Origin of the sequence: Haloarcula mannanilytica (genome assembly GCF_005406125.1) — an archaeon.
Lineage (GTDB): Archaea > Halobacteriota > Halobacteria > Halobacteriales > Haloarculaceae > Haloarcula > Haloarcula mannanilytica.
This window is the reverse complement of record NZ_BIXZ01000004.1, coordinates 229,853-247,926: the sequence shown is the minus strand read 5'-3', so window position 1 is coordinate 247,926 and position 18,074 is coordinate 229,853. Positions and strand designations below refer to the sequence as shown.

Genomic DNA, 18,074 nt, shown 5'->3' with positions numbered 1-18,074 from the left:
CCGGCCATTCGTACCGGCATGAGCAACGAGTCCCGAAAGTCGGCCGGGTTCAAGGACCGGACACCGGTGACAACAGCCAGGCAGACGCTACTGGACGCCGTGACGCCACACGAGCGGACGGAGCGCGTCCCGCTGCGCGACGCCGACGAGCGCGTCGTCGCCACGGAAATCACCGCTGAGCGAGCGGTGCCGCATTACCGCCGGGCGGCGATGGACGGCTTCGCCGTCAGAGCCGAGGACACCTTCGGCGCGAGCCAGCGGTCGCCGGAATCGCTCCGGGTCGGTGAGACGGTGACCACAGGAACAGCGACCCGCGTCCACACCGGTAGTGAACTCCCAGATGGCGCAGACGCCGTCGTGATGGTCGAGGAGACCGAGGTGACCGGCGACAGCGTCACCGTGTTCGACGCGGTCGCGGGCGGGGAGAACGTCGCGCCCGTCGGCGAGGACGTAGCGGAGGGACAGACGCTGTACGAGGTGGGCCACCGGCTCCGCCCGTCTGACCTGGGGCTGTTGAAATCCGTTGGGAACGACACTGTCGAGGTGTACGAGCAGCCCACCGTCAGCGTGCTTCCGACGGGGGAGGAGCTGGTACAGGACGACCCCGCGCCGGGGGAGGTCATCGAGACGAACGGCCAGACCGTCACCCAGTACGTCGAGCGCTGGGGCGGCGCGGCGACCTACCGCGACATTGTCACCGACGACGTGGACGCGCTCCGGGCGGCCATCAGCGACGACCTGGACCACGACCTCGTGGTGACGACCGGCGGCTCCTCCGTCGGCGAGCGGGACCTGCTCCCGGAGGTCGTCGACGACCTCGGCGAGGTGCTGGTCCACGGCGTCGCGCTGAAACCCGGCCACCCGGTCGCGCTCGGCGTGGTCGAGGAGACGCCGATACTCATGCTTCCGGGCTATCCGGTTGCCTGCATCGTCAACGCCGTCCAGTTCCTCCGGCCGGCGCTCCGGCGGGCCGGCCACCTCCCGGCGACCGAGCCGCCGACGACCGAGGCCGAGCTCACACGAAAGATAGCCAGCGAGCCGGGGACCCGAACATACGCCCGGGTGGAACTACACGACGCAGATGCGAACGAACAGCCGACCGCGACGCCGACGCGGGCCAGCGGCTCCGGCGTCCTCTCAAGCGTCGCCCTGGCGGACGGCTGGGTCGTCGTGCCGGAGTCCGTCGAGGGGTACGACGCCGGCGACACCGTGACCGTCGAGGACTGGGAGTGGTCACAGTGAGCGACCGACGGGAGTTCCGCGACCTAGCCTCGCCCGAGGAGGCCCACGAAGTCGTCGCAGGCCTCGACATCGACCCCGAACCCGAGACGGTCCCACTCGCGGACGCCCGCGACCGCGTCCTCGCGGAGCGGATCGACGCCGACATCGACGTGCCCGGCTTCGACCGCGCGAGCATGGACGGCTATGCGGTCCGGGCCAGGGACACCTTCGGCGCTGACGAGGCCGACCCGGTGACGCTGTCGGTCGCCGGCGAGGTCCATGCCGGCGAGGAGCCCGACGTGACCGTCGAGTCAGGTTCGGTCGCCGAAATCTCGACCGGCGCGGTGATGCCGTCCGGTGCCGATGCCGTCGTGATGGTCGAGCGGACGACCGAGACTGACGACGGCGTCGAGATACGTACGTCCGTCGCGCCCGGTGACAACGTGATGCTCGCGGGCGCGGACATCGCGGCCGGGGCGCGTGCGCTCGGCCCCGGAACGCGAATCACACCCAGAGAGATCGGTCTCCTGTCGGCACTGGGTGTCGACGAGGTCCCGGTGCGTGGCCGACCCAAGGTCGGCATCCTCTCGACCGGCGACGAACTCGTTCGGCCCGGTAATCCACTCGACAGCGCCGCTGGCGAGATATACGACGTGAACAGCTACACGCTGGCCGGCGCGGTCGCGGAGGCCGGCGGCGACCCGGTGATGTACCCCCACGCCGGCGACGACTACGAGGAGATGGAGCGGTTGCTCCACGAGGCGGCCGACGAGTGCGACCTCGTTCTCTCGTCGGGGTCGACCAGCGCGAGCGCGGTGGATGTCATCTACCGCGTCATCGAGGAACGGGGCGAACTCAGGCTTCACGGCGTCGCGGTCAAGCCCGGCAAGCCGATGCTCGTGGGGACTATCGGCGACTCGGCGTACGTCGGCCTGCCGGGCTATCCGGTGTCGGCGCTGACCATTTTCCAGACGTTCGTCGCGCCGGCGGTCCGGGACGCCGCCGGTCGGGACCCGCCACAGACGGCAACGGTCTCCGGCACGATGGCGGTACAGGAACGCTACGGCGAGGGGCGCAGACGCCTTATGCCGGCCGGATTGGTCGAGGACGAAACGGGGTCGCTACTGGTCTACCCCGTCGACAAGGGCAGCGGTGCGACGACGAGCCTCGTCGACGCCGACGGCTTCGTCGACGTGCCGCCGGGGACGGACTATCTGGCGGAAGGGGAGGCAGTCGACGTGACGCTATTCTCCCCGGCAGTCAGGCCGCCGACCCTGCTCGGCATGGGGGAGGACGACCCGCTCCTCTCGCGCTTGCTTGACACTGTTTCTCGCCCGCGGTATCTCCCGCTCGGGTCCACGGAGGGCCTTCGCCGCCTCGACAACGGTGTGCCCGATATCGCGGCCATCGCAGGACCGGTCGACAGCGACCACGAAGCGACGGATATCGGCGGCTGGGAGCGAGAGTGGGGGCTCGTCATCGGTCCTGACAGCGCCGTCACAGGCCTCGAAGACCTCGTTGACGGGGACTACCGCTTCGTCAACCGCGACACCGCCTCTGGACTGCGACGGAGTTTTGACGACGCGCTCGACGCCCTCGGCGGAGAGCGGGGCATCGGTCGCGCCGAAGTCGTCGATGCCATCGACGGCTACGAACTCACGACGAAAGCCCACGAGAGCCCCGCCCGGAAGGTCCTGGCCGGCGACGCTGACGTGGGCCTGGGACTCCGGGCCACGGCAGCGAAACTCGACCTTGGATTCGTCTCACTGGGAACACAACCGGTTCGGATTCTCGCCAACCCAAAGCGGCGGGAGAAAGACAGTGTCACGGAGTTCGCTGAGACGCTTGCCGATATCGACTCGATGACTGAGGGAATGGCCGGGATGGAGCCCCAGTAGGGAACGACTATACCGAGTATAGATTGTATAGGTTAATCGGAATTACACCTTAAATATAGGGTAAATTATAGGTTGGCGGGAAACCAGGTGTTGTCATAGAATAATAGCAGATACCGCCGCTGTCGGCGCTATTCGAATCCTCAAACAGCACAATCAGACACCTGCATAGACGTTCTCGCTCGTCTGGGGCATCGCTCATATCAATTCGAACGTAATTAGCTTCTCAGTTGGTGTCTATCCAGAGATCTGGCTGTTCGTAACTGTCGTTGGGAATCTAACGGCACGACCACTCCAGCTTAATATACTATTCCAATATATTATCCTACTATTATATTTTCTCCCCCACTCGCCCGCAACAGTCGCCTTTCGCGGCGTCACAGTTCTTCCAGACCAAGGATATCTCTGGCCTCCGCGGTGGATGCGACAGGGCGGCCCAGTTCGTCAGCTAATCGCACCACGCGCTCGACGAGTCGTGCGTTGCTCTCGGCGAGTTCGCCCCGTTGGTAGTAGACGTTGTCTTCGAGACCCACGCGGACGTGGCCGCCGAACAGCAGTCCCATGGTCGCAAACGGCAACTGGTGCCGCCCGAACCCGAGCGTGTTGAACAGCGCACCCTCGGGGAGATTGTCGATCGCGTTCAGGAAGTTCCCCGGTGTCGGCGGTGTCAGCGTTCCCGGGCCGAAGATGAGCGTCGCGTACACCGGTTCTGCGAGGTCGCGGCGGTCGAGCAGTCCCCGGAGTTCGTTCAGGTGGCCGTCATTGAACACCTCCAATTCGGGCTTGATACCGCGGGCAACCATCTCGGCGTGTAGGGAGTCGACCAGGGCGCGCGTGTTCTCGCTGGTCAGGTGGTCGTAGCGGTTCAGCGGCCCCATGTCCAGCGAGGCCATCTCCGGCGGCGGGTCCGTTCGGAGTGGCTGGTGGCGCACGTCGTCCGGCGCGCCCGTCCCGCCCGTAGAGTGTTGGATGATGATGTCGTCGGTGTGACGGCGAACGGCGTCGTCGATCTCCTGAAAGCACTCCGTCTCGAAGGAGCGCTCACCGTTCGGTGTCCGGGCGTGGAGATGGACGACGGACGCGCCAGCAGCTTCGACTTTCCCGGCAGCGTGACCGATTTCTTCCGGTGTTTCCGGGAGATTTGGATTCGCCTCCTTGCCATGGACGCCGCCGGTCAACGCCGCGGTGATGATGACCGGGTCCGCATCGAGGTACGCCTCGTAGCCCCCAGTCATTCGTCCTCCGCGTGGGCCCGAAATATTTCGCAGTGCTGCCCGTGATCCAGGTCGTACCGGTCGTTACAGATGTCGGCCCGCATCGGCTGGACGAACGTCTCTGCCGCGGTGCAGTACGCCCGCTCGTGATCGAACGACTGCGTCCCGGCTGCCGTCCGATACTCCAGATATGGACAGGCCATGCCTACACTACAGAAAGGCGCTTGTTAACGGTTCACTTGTGTCTGGCAACGTAGTTACACGCGTGTCTCCCGGTATCAGCGGTGTGAGCAACCTTCTCAATGGTGGGGCCCAATATGTCGGTAATGTCACCTGCCACAGACGGCCTCGATCCAATAGCTGCGGGCACGGACGACACCCGGACCCGGGTCGCTATCGAACGCCTACTCCCGCCGTTCGCTGGCCCGAGGCTGGACGGGACCGAGTGAGTCGCAGTGATGACTGACACACCGACTGCTGTCGACCTCGCCGTCCCGTTTCGGTTCGAGTACGACCCCGCAACGCTCCGCTACGCGCCCGGTACGACCCGCGCACTGGGCACGGAGCTGGACGCACAGGGATACGACCGTGCGCTGGTCGTCTGTGGCTCGACCGTCGGAACGACGCCGGCCGTGATGGACCCCGTTCGGGACGGCCTCGGCGACCGACTGGCCGGTGTCTTCGCGGAAACGACGCCAGCCAAACGGCTCGGCACCGCGTACGACGGCCTCGAACGCTTCCGCGAGACCGATGCCGACTGTCTCGTAGCCGTCGGTGGCGGGAGCAGTCTCGACGTGGCGAAAATCATCAGCCTCCTCGCGGCCACCGACCGCGACCCGGCCGCTGTCGGCCATGCGCTCGTCGACTCCGGAACGATAGCTGTCCCGGAAGCGGAACTGCCGCCAATTGTGGCCGTCCCGACGACGCTGGCCGGTGCTGACCTCTCCATTGTGGCGGGGGTTACAGCCGACCCTGACACCTGTCCTGTAGATGAACCAGCCAGCGGTGGCATCAGCGACCCGAAACTGATGCCCGCGACCGTCTGTTATGACCCCGAGTTGATTTCGACAACCCCCCGGTCGGTCCTCGCAGCGTCGGCGATGAACGGCTTCGACAAGGGCATCGAGACACTGTACGCGGCCAACGCGACGCCGATAACCGATGCCACCGCGTCACACGGCCTCGGTCTCCTCACTGACGGACTGCTCGCATTCGGTGATGGTGACGACGACCCGCGGGTGTACCAGGCGCTCACGCAGGGCATCATGCTCGTCCAGTACGGTATTTCCCGGACAGACGGGATCACGCTCTCGCTGATCCACGCCTTCGGTCACGGACTCACCCGAACCTACGAGGTCCAGCAGGGCGCGGCCCATGCGGTAATCGCTCCGCACGCGCTCTCGTATTTGTTCGAACAGGTCGACGGCCGGCGGTCGCTGCTTGCTGACGCACTTGGCGTCGGGGACGCAGACGACCGTGCTGCTGCGGTCGTCGACCGGGTCAGTGAGGTGGTGACGGCACTGGGACTGCCGACGCGACTCCGTGACGTTGACGGCCCTGACCGCGGAGAGTTCTCGGCAGTCGCCGACGCGGTCCTCGAAGACTCTTTCATGGCGAACGCCCCATCAGGACTGGAGCCCACCCGAAAAGACATTATCGGTGTGTTAGAGTCCGCTTGGTAGGATTCTCACGAAACAGTCGCAACGCGGTGCGGTAGAAACAGCGTACCGCGCGAGCGGAGCGAGCGCGGTTTCACGTCTCGCGACCAGCGGGAGCGAGACGGTCGTTTTTAGCGTAGATTTTTGCGAACCCGCTCCCCGCAGCGGCGCGAAGCGCCGCGAGGAGAGGAGGGGACGTAAAAAGGTACTCGCTACATGTCGGGCCAGGCTTTGGCAGCCCGGCCGACACCGGTTACGTCGTTGATCCAGCGGGCGGCAATCGCCTTTTTCAGCAGTTTCGCCGGCAGCCCGCCGAAGGTCTCGATGGGCATGTTCATCACGTCGTGGGCGACGGCTTTCTCGCCGACAGAGACGACTGTCCCCTTGTCCTTGTGCGTCCAGGTTTTGAGCGGCTGGCCACGAACGGCGCGAGCCAGGTTTTCGCCGGCGACCTCGGCGGCCTGCCAGGCGGCCTGAGCGGTTGGCGGCGCGGGCTGGTCGCCCGGCTGGTCGATCAGTGCCGAGTCACCAATCGCAAACACGCGCTCGTCATCGGTCTGGAAGTTCCCCTCAGCGTGGACGCGGTGGTTGCGCTCGTCCTTGTCCAGGTCCACGTCTTGCATGCAGTCCCGGCCGGTAATGCCGCCCGTCCAGACCAGCACGTCGTAGTCCAGTTCGTCCTCGTCGCCGATGTAGACCGTCTCCTCGTCAACCTCGCCGATGAATTCGCCGCACTTGATGTTCACGTCGGCGGCCTCCAGGCGCTTGCGCAGGGCACCCTGGAGTTCCGGATCGCTGTTGGGCAGCACCTGATCGAGACCCTCAACGAGGTGAATATCGATGGGCGCGTTGTGTTCGTCGCGGAACTCGGCGACCTCGCCGGCGGTCTGGATACCTGAGAGGCCAGCACCGCCGATGACGACCTGCGCCGGGTCGTTGGTGGAGGCCTCACGAGCAGCCTGCTGAATGTTGTCGTGGATTTCGAGCGCGTCGTCGAGGCTCTTCAGCGTCAGCGCGTGCTCTTTGAGCCCGTCGATGCCGAAGAAGGCCGTCTGCGAACCCAGGCCTACAAGCAGGTAATCGTACTCGACCGTGTCGGAGTCGGCGAGGTCGACCTCCTGTGCCTCGGTGTCGATGCCGACGACTTCGTCCTGAATGAACGCGGTCGAGGGCTGCTTGATCTCGTGGACTGGAATCGCGATATTCTCCTGAACGCTCGGGTCCCGAATGCACCGATGGGATTCGTGTAGTACCAGATGGTAGTCCGTCTCAGAAATCCAGGTGATATCGGCCTCCCCGTCCAGTTCGTCTTCCAGGCTCTTGATCGTCCCAGCGCCCGCATACCCCGCACCGAGTACGACCACGTTCTCCGTCATAGGCCACTCTCCGGAGTCATCCGATACAAACCCTTTGGAATCGGTCTAGTTGTCCTCGCATGCTGGCACACAGTCGTGATGCAGGCCCCGAAGTTTGCAGTCGCCTTCGACCGCGCCCTGGGTCGAAAAGGAGGCCTACTCACGCGACAGACAGCCCCTAACTTTTTTGCCGAGTTTTGTCTATCGGACCCGCTACGCATCGAGCGGGACAGCGGTTTGACCGACGCCGAGATACGGCCCAATGATCTCCGTTGTCCCAACCGCTAAAGCTGTGCACCACGGGAGCGCTCGGTCCGGCAAGTCGGTGCAGCCCACTCGACGGCGTTGTGGAGGAGTTGCTGGACAGCCGGGTGGTGATACACCGGGAACGTCTCGTGGCCGGGCTGGAAGTAGAATACTCTCCCGTCTCCGGGGTGGTAACAGCACCCGCTGGGGAACACCGTGCCGTCGTCACACCAGCTTACCGTCACCAGCGTGTCCGGTTGCGGCAGGTCGAACCCCTGTCCGTATATTTCGGCGCGTTCGAGTTCGAATTCCTCGGGGAGTCCATCAGTGATAGGGTGGTCCGCTTCGACGACCCAGACACGCTCTCGTTCCCCTTCTTCGCGCCACCGCAGGACACCGCTCGTTCCCATGAGCGACTCGAAGGGCTTCGATTCGTAACTGGAATGGAGCGGAATGAACCCCATCCCGCCACGAACGGCCTGTTCGACTCGGGCCGCTACCGTATCGGTGACAGCATCGTGGGCGACATCACCCCACCATAGCAATACGTCCGTTTCGGCGAGGACATCCGCAGTCAATCCGTGCTCTGGTTCGTCGAGTGTCGCTGTTTGGACAGTGTGGCCGTGCGAGACGAGCATCTCAGCCAGCGCCGTATGGATACCGTCGGGGTACATGGCATTTGCCGGTCCCGTGGCCCGTTCGTGCTGGTTTTCGTTCCACACTGTGACTGCGACCATAAAGAATACACTGAATAATCAAATAAAAATATAGCTACTCACGGCTGGCCGAAAGACGGACGTTCTGAATCTGTCTTTTCAACCAGTTGGACTGTGATGACTGCGAGAATGGTGGTATCGGTCTTCTCGTATGCCCGTTTCACTTCGTAGGGTTTGAACGTCTCTTCGGCAACCGATTCCAACATCTGAAACAACTGTATTCGGCGGTTTCAACCCCTCAAACTGCAATAACATCTGTACGGTCATTACGGAAATACGGCGGCTCTGTCACGGTCTGGGTAGGGCTCCTGCCAATATGTACGGGCGAAACACGAGTCACTCTATAGACTCTCCGAAGCCTCCCACGAAGCGGCCGTCGGTATCTTGACAGGGGTAGTTATTAGCCGTCCGCGGCCGAAATTCCGGCAAGACATGAGCGATTCACCGGAGAAGCTCTCCGTCTGGTGTGCTGGCGAGGAGTGGTGCCCCATAACGACGACCGCCTCTCTCATCGGCAAGAAGTGGCATCCCGTCATCATCCACCGCCTGCTTGAAAACGGCCCGTCGGGCTTTAATGAACTCAAGGAGGATGTCGACGGAATCTCCTCGAAAGTCCTCTCGGACAGCCTCGAAGATCTTCAAGAGAAGGGACTCGTCGACCGGGAAGTCATCAACGAACAACCGTTCCGCGTCAATTACTCGCTGACCGACCTCGGAGCGTCACTGGAGCCGGTCATCTCCGAGATGGCGGCGTGGGGCCAGCGCTATCTGGAGGAACCAACGGAGTCCGACGAAGCCACGCAGTAACTCTCGCGGGCAATACCTTTTGTCGCCGCCCGGCGAACGCTCTAATATGCCTGTCAGTTCTGACGACGAACTCCGAGAGATCCTTTCGCTGGACCGCGTTGCAGTCGTCGGGTGCTCGACTAGCCCCGGCAAGGACGCCCACGAAATTCCGAAATACCTCCACGAGCAGGGGTACGAAGTGATTCCGGTCAACCCCTTCGCCGACGAGATATTCGGGCAGACGGCCTACGACTCGCTGTCGGAGGTCCCTGGCGAGATAGACATTATCGACGTGTTCAGGCCAAGCGAGGAGGTCAGTGACATCGTCGACGCGGCCCTGGAACGGGACGACGATGCCGTCATCTGGCTCCAACTGGGCATCCACGACGACGAGGCCGTCGAACGCGCCGAGGCGGCCGGCCGCCGCGTCGTGCAGGACCGCTGTATGAAGCCCACTCACCAGCAACTGATGGGATAAGCCGACAGGCGACGGCTAGCTGCGGCTGACCACACTACCGCCCGATACGGTTTAGTCCGTGGCTGGACCACATCCGAAATATGCTGCCGTGGGAGTCAGAGGCGTACTGGCTCGTCAGGTTCCTGTTTCACCGGGGGCTTGCGGTCATCTACCTACTGGCCTTCCTCGTCGCAGCCACGCAGTTCCGTCCGCTCGCGGGCGAAGACGGCCTGTTGCCGATACAGCAGTACGTCGAGCGCCACGAGTTCCGTGACCGCCCCAGCCTGTTCTATTTCTACCCGGACGACCGCGCCATTGGCATCACGGCCTGGGCTGGCGTCGGGCTTTCAGTGCTGGCATTCGTCGGCCTCCCGTCATGGTTTCCGCGTCCGTACGCAGTTCCCCTATCGATACTGCTGTGGCTCACCCTGTGGGCGCTGTATCTCTCTTTTGTCAATGCCGGCCAGACGTTCTACGGGTACGGCTGGGAGTCGATGCTGCTTGAGACCGGTTTCCTCGCGACGTTTCTCGGTGCAGGGTCGACGGGGCCGCCGATCGTCGTTATCTGGCTGCTCAAGTGGCTCCTGTTCCGCAATATGTTCGGCGCTGGACTCATCAAACTACGCGGTGACGACTGCTGGCGGGACCTCACCGCGCTGGACTACCACTACGAGACACAACCGATTCCGAACCCGGTGAGCTGGTACGTACACCACCTCCCAGACCGGTTCCATCGGCTGGAGGTGCTTGGCAACCACGTCGTTGAAGTCGCCGTGCCGTTCCTCTACTTCGCGCCCCAGCCCTGGGCGTCGGTGGCGGGGGCTGCGACTATCGGGTTCCAGGGCTGGCTCATGCTGACGGGGAACTTCTCGTGGCTCAACGCCCTCACCATCGTCCAGGCCATCGCGACGTTCAGCGACGGCGTCCTCACGTCCGTCTTCCCGGTCACCGCGCCGAGTGTGAGCGCAAGCGCGCCGCCGCTGTACCTGCAAGCGATTTCTGTCGTCCTCGCCGCGGTCGTCCTCTGGCGGAGCGTCGACCCGGTCCGAAACATCCTTTCGGAACGACAGGTGATGAACACCGCCTTTGACCCGCTCCGACTGGTCAACACCTACGGCGCGTTCGGCTCGATTACTCGGAATCGATATGAGATCGTCGTCCAGAGGACCACCGACGAGGTCATCACGGCCGACACGGACTGGCAGACCTACGAGTTCAAGGGCAAGCCCACGGACCCCGCCCAGCGGCCGCGGCAGGTCGCGCCGTACCACTACCGACTGGACTGGCAGCTGTGGTTCGCAGCGATGGCTCCCTCGCCTCGTCGGAGTCCGTGGTTCCTCGTGCTATTAGATCGACTGCTGGCCGGCGACGAGACCACCGAAAAACTGCTGGAGTCGGTCCCGTTCGCCGAGACGACACCCACGCACGTCCGCGCGGTCCGCTACCGGTACCGGTTCACGACGCCCGAGGAGCGCCGCGAAACTGGCCGGTGGTGGGAGCGCGAACGCGTCGGCACCTACGTCAGCCCGGTCAGCGAGGGCGACCTGCAACTCGCACGGGTCTAAGGCTGTCAGTTCGAATCGTCCCTGCGCGCCGGCGGCGTCTTCGACATGATTTTCCCCCACTTCGAACGGTTGTCTGCGACTCGTCGATAGGCCCGCTCGCGGAACCGTTCGTAGTCCTCGAACTGGCGGAAAAACGAGACCAGCGGCCGCGCCGGCTTGCCCATGTCTGTGTAGGTGAGCGCCGTCTCGATGGACTCCCCACAGGAGTACACCTCGTCGTCGGTTACCAGATGCGAACAGGATTCGTAATCCTCCGGCAGGCGCGCCAGCAACTCGTCGTCGAGTTCGGAGAAGCCGACGATGTCGAGGTCGGACCGCTCGTCGAGGAAGTCCGCCCACCACGTACAGAAGCCGCAGTCGTCGTCGTAGACGAGCGTTGCGTCGCTCATACGTCATGTAGGGACCCGAGGCACAAACACCTGTGGTTCAGCCGGCAGGAATTTACAGCCGGTCGCCACAGACGCAGGTATGGAGCGGTTCGTCACACTGGTCGTGGCCGGCGGGCTGGCGCTGGTGGCCGGGCTCTGGGCGGTCCGTCTCGCGGCCTCACTCTCGCCGATCTGGCTCGGTGGGATCGTACTCGCCCTCATAGGTCTGGCCGCTATCGGCGTCGGTATCGGACGCGAACTGTCGCCCGACTGGTGACTGCGGGACGCCAACTGTTTTGCCCGCCGCTCCCCTCAGAGCGGGTATGGACGAGGACGCAGTCGCCGAACTCATCGAGGAATCGCTCCCGGAGGCACGGGCAACAGTCACCACACCGCGGGACCCGGACGACGACAAACACTACGCCGTGCGCGTGGTCTCGCCGGCGTTCGAGGGGAAATCGCTGGTCGACCAGCACCAGCTCGTCCACGACGCGCTGGGCGAGCATCTCACGCGTGACATCCACGCTATCGAGCTGACGACGCTGACGCCCGAGGAAGCCGAGTAGGCGAGCGCCCCCGGCGGCGTGCCCTTGCTTGCCCCGCCGGTACGTCTTTATTGCCGACGCCGTTAGGGAGGGTATGGCATTCGAGCCCGAAGAACTCTCGCCGGAAGAGGTCACGGAACAGGTCGACAGCGTCATCGAGGACAACGAGGTCGTGCTGTTCATGAAAGGTAACGAGCTGATGCCACAGTGTGGCTACTCGAAGAAAGCTCTCGGATTGCTGCAACAACACCGCGACGACATCGAGACGGTGGACGTACTCAAGGCCACCGACGCGTACCGGGAAGCCCTAGAACGGCACAGCGGACGCGAGACAATCCCGCAGACGTTCGTCGACGGGGAGTTCATCGGCGGGAGCGACATCCTCGAACAGCTGGACGAACGCGGCGAACTCGCGGACAAAGTCGGTCAGGGAGCGCCGTTCTGAGGGGCAGTCGAGGCCCTTACTCCTCGTCGTCTTCGTCTTTCATGTCGCCGAGCTTGTCGACGAGGTCGCTCGTGGTCGCCTCCGTCTCGAAGGAGACCGATCCGTCGTGGTCGTTCTCGTGGACCGCAACGCCCTCGCTGTCGTCTGCATCTACGTCGTTGTCCTTCTGTTCGGATTCATCGTAGCTACCAAAGCCCATACAACTACATCTCGCAGTCGCACACTAAAATTCGCCGGTTCCTGCCGGTATTGGCACAGCGAAACAAGCAAAGGTTCTTTACTATGCTTGCACTCCCGCTAGATAACGGCAATTGAGGGCCGTGGTTTTCCGACGGCTATCGGGCCTCCATCTCCAAACTTATGAGTTCCGCAGACGAGACACTTGATCGAATTAAAGCACAGGTCGAAGAAGAGACGCCGAACGACATCGAAATCGAGTCCGTCGCCTTCGAGGGACCGGAACTGGTTATTTACACGCCGGACGCACAGACGGTCGCCAACCGCGACGGGATTGTTCGGAACCTCGCACAGACCCTCCGAAAGCGAATCAACGTCCGACCCACGCAGGAGGCGCTGGTCCCGCCGAACGAGGCTCGGGCGCGAATTACGCAGACGATTCCCGAGGACGCCGGTGTCCAGAACCTGGATTTCGACCGCCAGACCGGCGAAGTGTTTATCGAGGCCGAAAAGCCCGGCCGCGTCATCGGCCGCCACGGCGCAACGCTCGATGAGATTTCGGCCTCTGTCGGCTGGACGCCTGAGGTCGTCCGCACGCCACCGATGGAGTCCTCGACCGTCTCGAACGTCCGGAACTACCTCAAGCAGGAGCGAGAGGAGCGCCGGGACATCCTCCAGCGCGTCGGCCGCCAGATCAACCGACCAACCACGGCCGACGAAGACTGGGTTCGACTGACCACACTTGGCTGCTGCCGAGAGGTCGGCCGCGCGTCGTTCATCCTCTCGACGCCCGAATCACGCATCCTCATCGACTGCGGTGACAAGCCCGGCGCTGAGGGCGAGGTCCCGTATCTTCAGGCCCCCGAAGCGCTCGCGGCGGGGCCGAACTCCCTCGACGCCGTCGTACTGACACACGCACATCTGGACCACTCTGCGCTTATCCCCATCCTTTTCAAATACGGCTACGACGGCCCGATTTACACGACCGCGCCGACGCGGGACCTGATGGGCCTGCTCCAGTTGGACTACCTCGACGTGGCCTCCAAAGAGGGCCGCACCCCGCCCTACGAGAGCCAGCAGGTCCGAGACGCGCTGAAACACACGATTCCCCTTGAGTTCGGCAACGTCACCGACATCGCGCCGGACATCAAGCTCACGATGCACAACGCCGGCCACATTCTCGGCTCGGCGGTGTGTCACTTCCACATCGGCGAGGGGCGGTACAACGTCGCCTTCTCCGGGGACATCCACTACAAGGACACCCGCCTGCTTGACGGGGCTGTCAACGACTTCCCGCGGGTGGAGACACTCGTGCTTGAGTCGACCTACGGCGGGAAAAACGACTACCAGACCGACCAGTCCGACTCCGAACGGGTCCTCAGGGATGTCATCAACGAGGCCTACGAGAAGGACGGCAAAATCCTGATTCCGGCCTTCGCCGTGGGTCGGTCCCAGGAACTCATGCTCGTCCTCGAAGAAGCGATGCGGAAGGGCGACATCCCGACGATGCCGGTGTACCTCGACGGGATGATCCGCGAGGCGACGGCCATCCACACCGCGTATCCGGAGTACCTCCGCGAGGACCTCCGCCAGCGCATCCTCTACGAGGACGAGAACCCGTTCCTCGCCGAGCAGTTCGAGCAGGTCGACGGCGGCGACGAGATGCGACAGGACATCGCTGACGACGAACCGGCCATCATCCTGACCACTTCCGGGATGGTCACCGGCGGTCCCGTGATGTCCTGGCTCCGCCTGCTGGGCAGCGACCCGGACAACACGATGGCCTTTGTCGGTTACCAGGCCGAGGGGACACTCGGTCGCCAGATCCAGCGTGGCCAGGACGAGATTACTCTTGGCGATACGAGCGGGCCGCGCGCCGAACGGGTCAGCCTCAAAATGGGTGTCGAGACGGTTGACGGGTTCTCCGGCCACGCCGACCGGCAGGGATTGGAGTCGTTCGTCGAGACGATGCACCCGCGGCCGGAGAAGATTCTGTGCGTCCACGGCGACGAGTCCTCGACGAACCAGCTGTCCTCGGCGCTGTACCAGAAGTTCAACATGCGGACGCACAACCCGAAGAACCTCGAAACGTTCCGGCTGTCCTAAACGGCAGCTCAGTTCTCTTCGGAGAGGTTCAATCCGGCGAACAGCCGCGCCGAAATCACCTGTTCGACGATGTCGACGAGTACGGTGTCGTCGCTCGTGTAGTCTGCGAAGATACCGAGTGGCACCTCGCCGCCGGCCATCTCCCGGTGTCCGCCCGCGTTCCCCACGTCGCCCAGCGACTCGCTCAGAACATCGCCGATGTTGACCCGGGAGTCCGTCGACCGGGCACTGAGCTGGATGGTGTCCTCAATGATACCGAAGACGATGGCCGTCTCGACGCCCTCAAGCGTCGCCAGGTAGTCGGCCGCCTGTGGCAGGGCGTCCCGCTCCGGCGTCCGCCCGACGTGTGAGATCAGCACCGACCCGCGGACCGTCCGATTCCCGATGGCGTCCGCGATGGCATCGACGGTCGCACCGCTGACCGACGGCGAGGAGAGCTTTCGGAGCAGATCCGAATCGGCCGCGTCCGTTAGAAAGCCGGCGGCCCCGTACTCGTCCGGTGTCACGCCGCGCAGGAACCCCAGCGTCTCCCGACGGATCGCAAACAGCAGCGCGGTCGCCAGCCGGTCATCAAGTTCGATTTCGAGGTCCCGCAGGTACTCGGTCAGTATCGTCGCCGTCGCCCCGATCTCCACTCGGTGGTCGACGAACCGGGCCGTGATGTCATCGGCGGGATGGTGGTCGATGACGATGTCGACAGAAACGTCCGCTGGAACACGGTTGTTCGACCCCGGAATCGAGTGGTCGACGAAGGCGAGCAACTCTGAGGCCGCCCGGTCGGTCACGTCGGCCACGTCGAACTCCTGAATGTCCATCTCCAGCAGATTGACGAACGAGCGGTTCTGCTGGTGGGAAATCTCACCGCTGTAGAGGATGCGTCGCTCGTCGATACCGACAGCGGCCGCGATGCGGCCGAGCGCCAGCGCGCTGGCCAGACAGTCGGGGTCGGGGTTGTTGTGACAGACGATGGTGAGCGACTCCGCTTCTCCGAGCAGATTTTCGAGTTCCGTTGCGGGGCGCATCTATCAGTCGACGCTTCGGGCCCCTGATACAAGCGTGTGGGGGACAGCTCATCTCACAACCGAGCACGTAACTGCTGGACGAGCACACCCAGGACGAACGCGAGCCCGAGATTGACAAGGACGCCGAGGAGGCCGATTGCCACGACGACAACCAGGTTATCCGTTCTGGAAACGCCGGTCCAGCCCAGCTGGAGCGCGATCAGCACCAGAATGACGCCGAGCAGCGCCGTCGGATAGGCCGCGATGACGCCGACGGCGAGGAAGGCGGTGAGGATGTAGCCCGCCCCGAGTATCAGGTTCGCGCCGGACGTTCTGGCCCCGAAGGCGTACTTTCCGGCGACGCCGCCGCTGCCGTGACACATCGGGAACGCGCCGAACGGGACCGCCGTAAGGTTCATCAGTCCCATGCTGTTCGAGAGCTGGTCTGCGGACACATCTCGGTCGAAGTAGTCCGCGAGCAGGACCGACGTTGCGAGGGCGGCGTTGCCGACCGTGACTGCGATCTGTGCGAGGACCGCCTCTGCCGTCTGTACCGACACCGTCATTGTCGGGAGCATGAACATGGCGTCGACGGCGGGGACGGCCGGCGTCGGCACCCCGGTTTCCGCGAGGGCGAGGCCGACCCCGAGGACGAAGACGGCGAAGGCGCTCTGCCCGCTGTGGCCGATCACCGCGAGGACCGCCACCACGCCGACGGCGACGGCCACGAGCCGCGGGTCGCTGAGTCCGAGACCCACCCCCGTCTCCAGCAGGACCAGCGCGACGCCGAGTTGGATTCCCCGGACGACGGTGTCGTCGACGTACTGATTGACCGTCCCGAGGGACCGCGTGGTACCGAGCGCGAGTAGAATCACTGCCAGCAGTAGCCCCGCGACAACGAGTTCGCCGGTCGAAATCGTCCCCGCGATGACCAGCGCGGCGAAGGCCTTCATCGGCTCGATGGAGATGGGGACACCGTAGTACAGCCCCCAGACGACCTGAAAAACGCCGAACCAGACGAGCATGACCGGGAGCGAGAGCTCGGTCAGCACGGCGACGGCCACGACGACCGGCAACACCGTCGCCGAGTCCCCGACCGCGCCGGTCAGTTCGTTCCACGACAGCGAGATCGGCGTCCGGTCGCGGAACGTGAAACTCATCGTAGCCGGTTTTCACGAGGGAACAGTAAGAGCGTTTGCCCGCGGCGGCCGTTACTCGGAGTACTCGTAGGGCGCACGGTCCCCGTCGGTGTCGATGTAGTCGTCGTTTATCTCCCACTCGCCGTCCTCGGTTTCGACCATGTACTCGCCGTAGTAGGGGACGCGGGTGTCGACCGTCTCGCGGAACGCGGCGCGCATCGACTCCTTGGTCGTGCCGATGTCCCGCAGGTCGTCGTTGCGGTTCAGACAGCCCTTGAGAAAGCCGTCGTGAGTGAGCCGTACGCGGTGGCAGTTCGCACAGAAGTTCTCGTTGCCGACGGGGTCGACGATTTCGACCATCCCGCTGTTCTGGTTGTTGACCGGCTCCGTCCGCACGCCGCCGTCGGAGGCGGCCAGCGAGGTAGTGGTTCCTGCGCTTTCGGCCGTCTCCTCGCTGCTGTGTATCCAGTAGCGCTTTCGGTCGTGCATCTCGCGGTGTTCGACCGTGTCGGCGCGGTCCTCCAGCCAGTCGTGGACCCGCTGGATGTCGATTGCCCACTCCGGGTGGCCGGCCAGCTCCGGCATGTACTCGATGAGCTGGAGCTGGAGACCGGGGTTCTCGGCGACGTGGTCGACCATCTTCGGGACGTACCCCGCCGTGGGCTCGAAGACGACCATGTTGAGCTTCACCGGTTTGAGGCCGGCGTCAAGCGCCGCCTCGACGCCTTCGAGGACGCGGTCGTAGGCCCCGCTCTGGGTCAGTTCGGCGAAGGCCTCGCTGTCCAGTGCGTCCTGCGAGACGTTGACCCGCTCAAGACCCGCGTCGACGAGGTCCGGGGCGCGGCCGGGGAGGAAGGTGCCGTTGGTCGTCATCGACACCTCCATCTCGTTGGGGGCGCGTCGGACGATCTCCTCTAGGTCCTCCCGGAGCATCGGCTCCCCGCCCGTGAACTTCACGGAGTCGACGCCGAACTCGGCGGCGACTTCGAGAAACGCCACGATGGTGTCGGCGGTGAGTTCGTCGTCCTGTGCCTCCATCGGGCCCCGTGTGTCTCCCAGCCCCTCGTTGTGACAGTAGACGCAGTCGAAGTTACACCGGTCGGTCAGGGAGACGCGGACACCGGACACCTCGCGACCGAAGTCGTCTTCGAGCATTCCTTGCTAACTATTCACAGCACAT

At 64.0% G+C, this 18,074-nt stretch carries 20 protein-coding genes; 11 read left to right on the top strand and 9 right to left on the bottom strand.

The window, feature by feature from the left end; genetic code table 11:
* The first annotated feature begins 18 nt into the window (after positions 1 to 18).
* Together Harman_RS13405 and Harman_RS13400 are read left to right on the top strand one after the other, a co-directional pair.
* On the top strand, positions 19 to 1,242 hold the full coding sequence (locus Harman_RS13405; RefSeq protein ID WP_137684295.1) for a molybdopterin molybdotransferase MoeA: 1,224 nt from the start codon (positions 19 to 21) through the stop codon (positions 1,240 to 1,242).
* Positions 1,239 to 3,119, top strand: a complete 1,881-nt coding sequence (locus Harman_RS13400) for a molybdopterin biosynthesis protein (protein WP_200830897.1) — start codon at positions 1,239 to 1,241, stop codon at positions 3,117 to 3,119. Before Harman_RS13405 ends, Harman_RS13400 begins: the two co-directional genes overlap by 4 nt.
* Positions 3,120 to 3,493: 374 nt before the next feature.
* Here Harman_RS13400 and Harman_RS13395 read toward each other — a convergent pair whose 3' ends face one another.
* Both Harman_RS13395 and Harman_RS13390 read right to left on the bottom strand, forming a co-directional pair.
* Complete coding sequence (locus Harman_RS13395) at positions 3,494 to 4,351, bottom strand: BKACE family enzyme (RefSeq protein ID WP_137684293.1); 858 nt, start codon at positions 4,349 to 4,351, stop codon at positions 3,494 to 3,496.
* Entirely contained in the window at positions 4,348 to 4,533 is a 186-nt protein-coding gene (locus Harman_RS13390) for a hypothetical protein (protein ID WP_137684292.1), read from the bottom strand. The genes Harman_RS13395 and Harman_RS13390 overlap by 4 nt, the downstream gene beginning before the upstream one ends.
* A 123-nt stretch (positions 4,534 to 4,656) precedes the next feature.
* Between Harman_RS13390 and Harman_RS21985 the strand changes: the two genes are divergently transcribed.
* Together Harman_RS21985 and Harman_RS13385 are read left to right on the top strand one after the other, a co-directional pair.
* Positions 4,657 to 4,779: a hypothetical protein gene (locus tag Harman_RS21985; protein ID WP_268812804.1), complete on the top strand. Its 123-nt coding sequence runs from the start codon at positions 4,657 to 4,659 to the stop codon at positions 4,777 to 4,779.
* 9 nt (positions 4,780 to 4,788) lie between these two features.
* The gene (locus Harman_RS13385) at positions 4,789 to 6,012 is read left to right on the top strand and encodes an iron-containing alcohol dehydrogenase family protein (protein WP_137684291.1); all 1,224 of its coding nucleotides are present in this window, start codon (positions 4,789 to 4,791) and stop codon (positions 6,010 to 6,012) included.
* Between the two features lie 188 nt (positions 6,013 to 6,200).
* Here the strand turns inward: Harman_RS13385 and Harman_RS13380 are convergent, their stop codons facing one another.
* Together Harman_RS13380 and Harman_RS13375 are read right to left on the bottom strand one after the other, a co-directional pair.
* A complete protein-coding gene (locus Harman_RS13380) occupies positions 6,201 to 7,364 on the bottom strand; it encodes an NAD(P)/FAD-dependent oxidoreductase (RefSeq protein ID WP_137684290.1) in 1,164 nt (387 codons plus the stop codon).
* 263 nt (positions 7,365 to 7,627) lie between these two features.
* Positions 7,628 to 8,326 (bottom strand): ThuA domain-containing protein, encoded by a 699-nt coding sequence (locus Harman_RS13375; RefSeq protein WP_137684289.1) that lies wholly within the window; start codon positions 8,324 to 8,326, stop codon positions 7,628 to 7,630.
* Between the two features lie 411 nt (positions 8,327 to 8,737).
* Between Harman_RS13375 and Harman_RS13370 the strand changes: the two genes are divergently transcribed.
* The 3 genes from Harman_RS13370 to Harman_RS13360 all read left to right on the top strand — a co-directional run bounded on the left by Harman_RS13370 (position 8,738) and on the right by Harman_RS13360 (position 11,113).
* A complete protein-coding gene (locus Harman_RS13370; protein ID WP_137684288.1) occupies positions 8,738 to 9,112 on the top strand; it encodes a winged helix-turn-helix transcriptional regulator in 375 nt (124 codons plus the stop codon).
* A 46-nt stretch (positions 9,113 to 9,158) separates the two neighbouring features.
* Positions 9,159 to 9,569 carry a CoA-binding protein gene (locus tag Harman_RS13365; RefSeq protein ID WP_137684287.1) on the top strand — a complete coding sequence of 137 codons (411 nt, stop codon included), beginning with the start codon at positions 9,159 to 9,161 and terminating at the stop codon, positions 9,567 to 9,569.
* A gap of 80 nt (positions 9,570 to 9,649) precedes the next feature.
* Positions 9,650 to 11,113, top strand: coding sequence for a lipase maturation factor family protein (locus Harman_RS13360; RefSeq protein WP_137684286.1), 1,464 nt, complete (start codon positions 9,650 to 9,652; stop codon positions 11,111 to 11,113).
* Positions 11,114 to 11,118: 5 nt separating this feature from the next.
* Here the strand turns inward: Harman_RS13360 and Harman_RS13355 are convergent, their stop codons facing one another.
* Positions 11,119 to 11,502, bottom strand: coding sequence for a thiol-disulfide oxidoreductase DCC family protein (locus Harman_RS13355; RefSeq protein WP_137684285.1), 384 nt, complete (start codon positions 11,500 to 11,502; stop codon positions 11,119 to 11,121).
* 79 nt (positions 11,503 to 11,581) lie between these two features.
* On the opposite strand from Harman_RS13355, the gene Harman_RS21565 reads away from it, so the two are divergent.
* From Harman_RS21565 to Harman_RS13345, 3 genes are all read left to right on the top strand, one after another.
* On the top strand, positions 11,582 to 11,758 hold the full coding sequence (locus Harman_RS21565) for a hypothetical protein (RefSeq protein ID WP_200830896.1): 177 nt from the start codon (positions 11,582 to 11,584) through the stop codon (positions 11,756 to 11,758).
* Between the two features lie 46 nt (positions 11,759 to 11,804).
* A complete protein-coding gene (locus Harman_RS13350; protein WP_137684284.1) occupies positions 11,805 to 12,047 on the top strand; it encodes a BolA/IbaG family iron-sulfur metabolism protein in 243 nt (80 codons plus the stop codon).
* 73 nt (positions 12,048 to 12,120) lie between these two features.
* Positions 12,121 to 12,471 carry a glutaredoxin family protein gene (locus Harman_RS13345; RefSeq protein WP_137684283.1) on the top strand — a complete coding sequence of 117 codons (351 nt, stop codon included), beginning with the start codon at positions 12,121 to 12,123 and terminating at the stop codon, positions 12,469 to 12,471.
* A gap of 16 nt (positions 12,472 to 12,487) precedes the next feature.
* Here Harman_RS13345 and Harman_RS13340 read toward each other — a convergent pair whose 3' ends face one another.
* Positions 12,488 to 12,670 carry a DUF5786 family protein gene (locus tag Harman_RS13340; protein WP_137684282.1) on the bottom strand — a complete coding sequence of 61 codons (183 nt, stop codon included), beginning with the start codon at positions 12,668 to 12,670 and terminating at the stop codon, positions 12,488 to 12,490.
* A 161-nt stretch (positions 12,671 to 12,831) separates the two neighbouring features.
* Between Harman_RS13340 and Harman_RS13335 the strand changes: the two genes are divergently transcribed.
* Positions 12,832 to 14,754 (top strand): beta-CASP ribonuclease aCPSF1, encoded by a 1,923-nt coding sequence (locus Harman_RS13335; protein ID WP_137684281.1) that lies wholly within the window; start codon positions 12,832 to 12,834, stop codon positions 14,752 to 14,754.
* Between the two features lie 8 nt (positions 14,755 to 14,762).
* Here the strand turns inward: Harman_RS13335 and Harman_RS13330 are convergent, their stop codons facing one another.
* The 3 genes from Harman_RS13330 to moaA are packed head-to-tail and all read right to left on the bottom strand — an operon-like array spanning position 14,763 to position 18,049.
* The gene (locus Harman_RS13330; protein WP_137684280.1) at positions 14,763 to 15,776 is read right to left on the bottom strand and encodes a DHH family phosphoesterase; all 1,014 of its coding nucleotides are present in this window, start codon (positions 15,774 to 15,776) and stop codon (positions 14,763 to 14,765) included.
* A 53-nt stretch (positions 15,777 to 15,829) separates the two neighbouring features.
* Positions 15,830 to 16,915, bottom strand: coding sequence for a putative sulfate/molybdate transporter (locus Harman_RS13325; protein ID WP_137684279.1), 1,086 nt, complete (start codon positions 16,913 to 16,915; stop codon positions 15,830 to 15,832).
* Positions 16,916 to 16,966: 51 nt separating this feature from the next.
* Positions 16,967 to 18,049 (bottom strand): GTP 3',8-cyclase MoaA, encoded by a 1,083-nt coding sequence (moaA, locus tag Harman_RS13320; RefSeq protein ID WP_137684278.1) that lies wholly within the window; start codon positions 18,047 to 18,049, stop codon positions 16,967 to 16,969.
* Between the last annotated feature and the right edge of the window lie 25 nt (positions 18,050 to 18,074).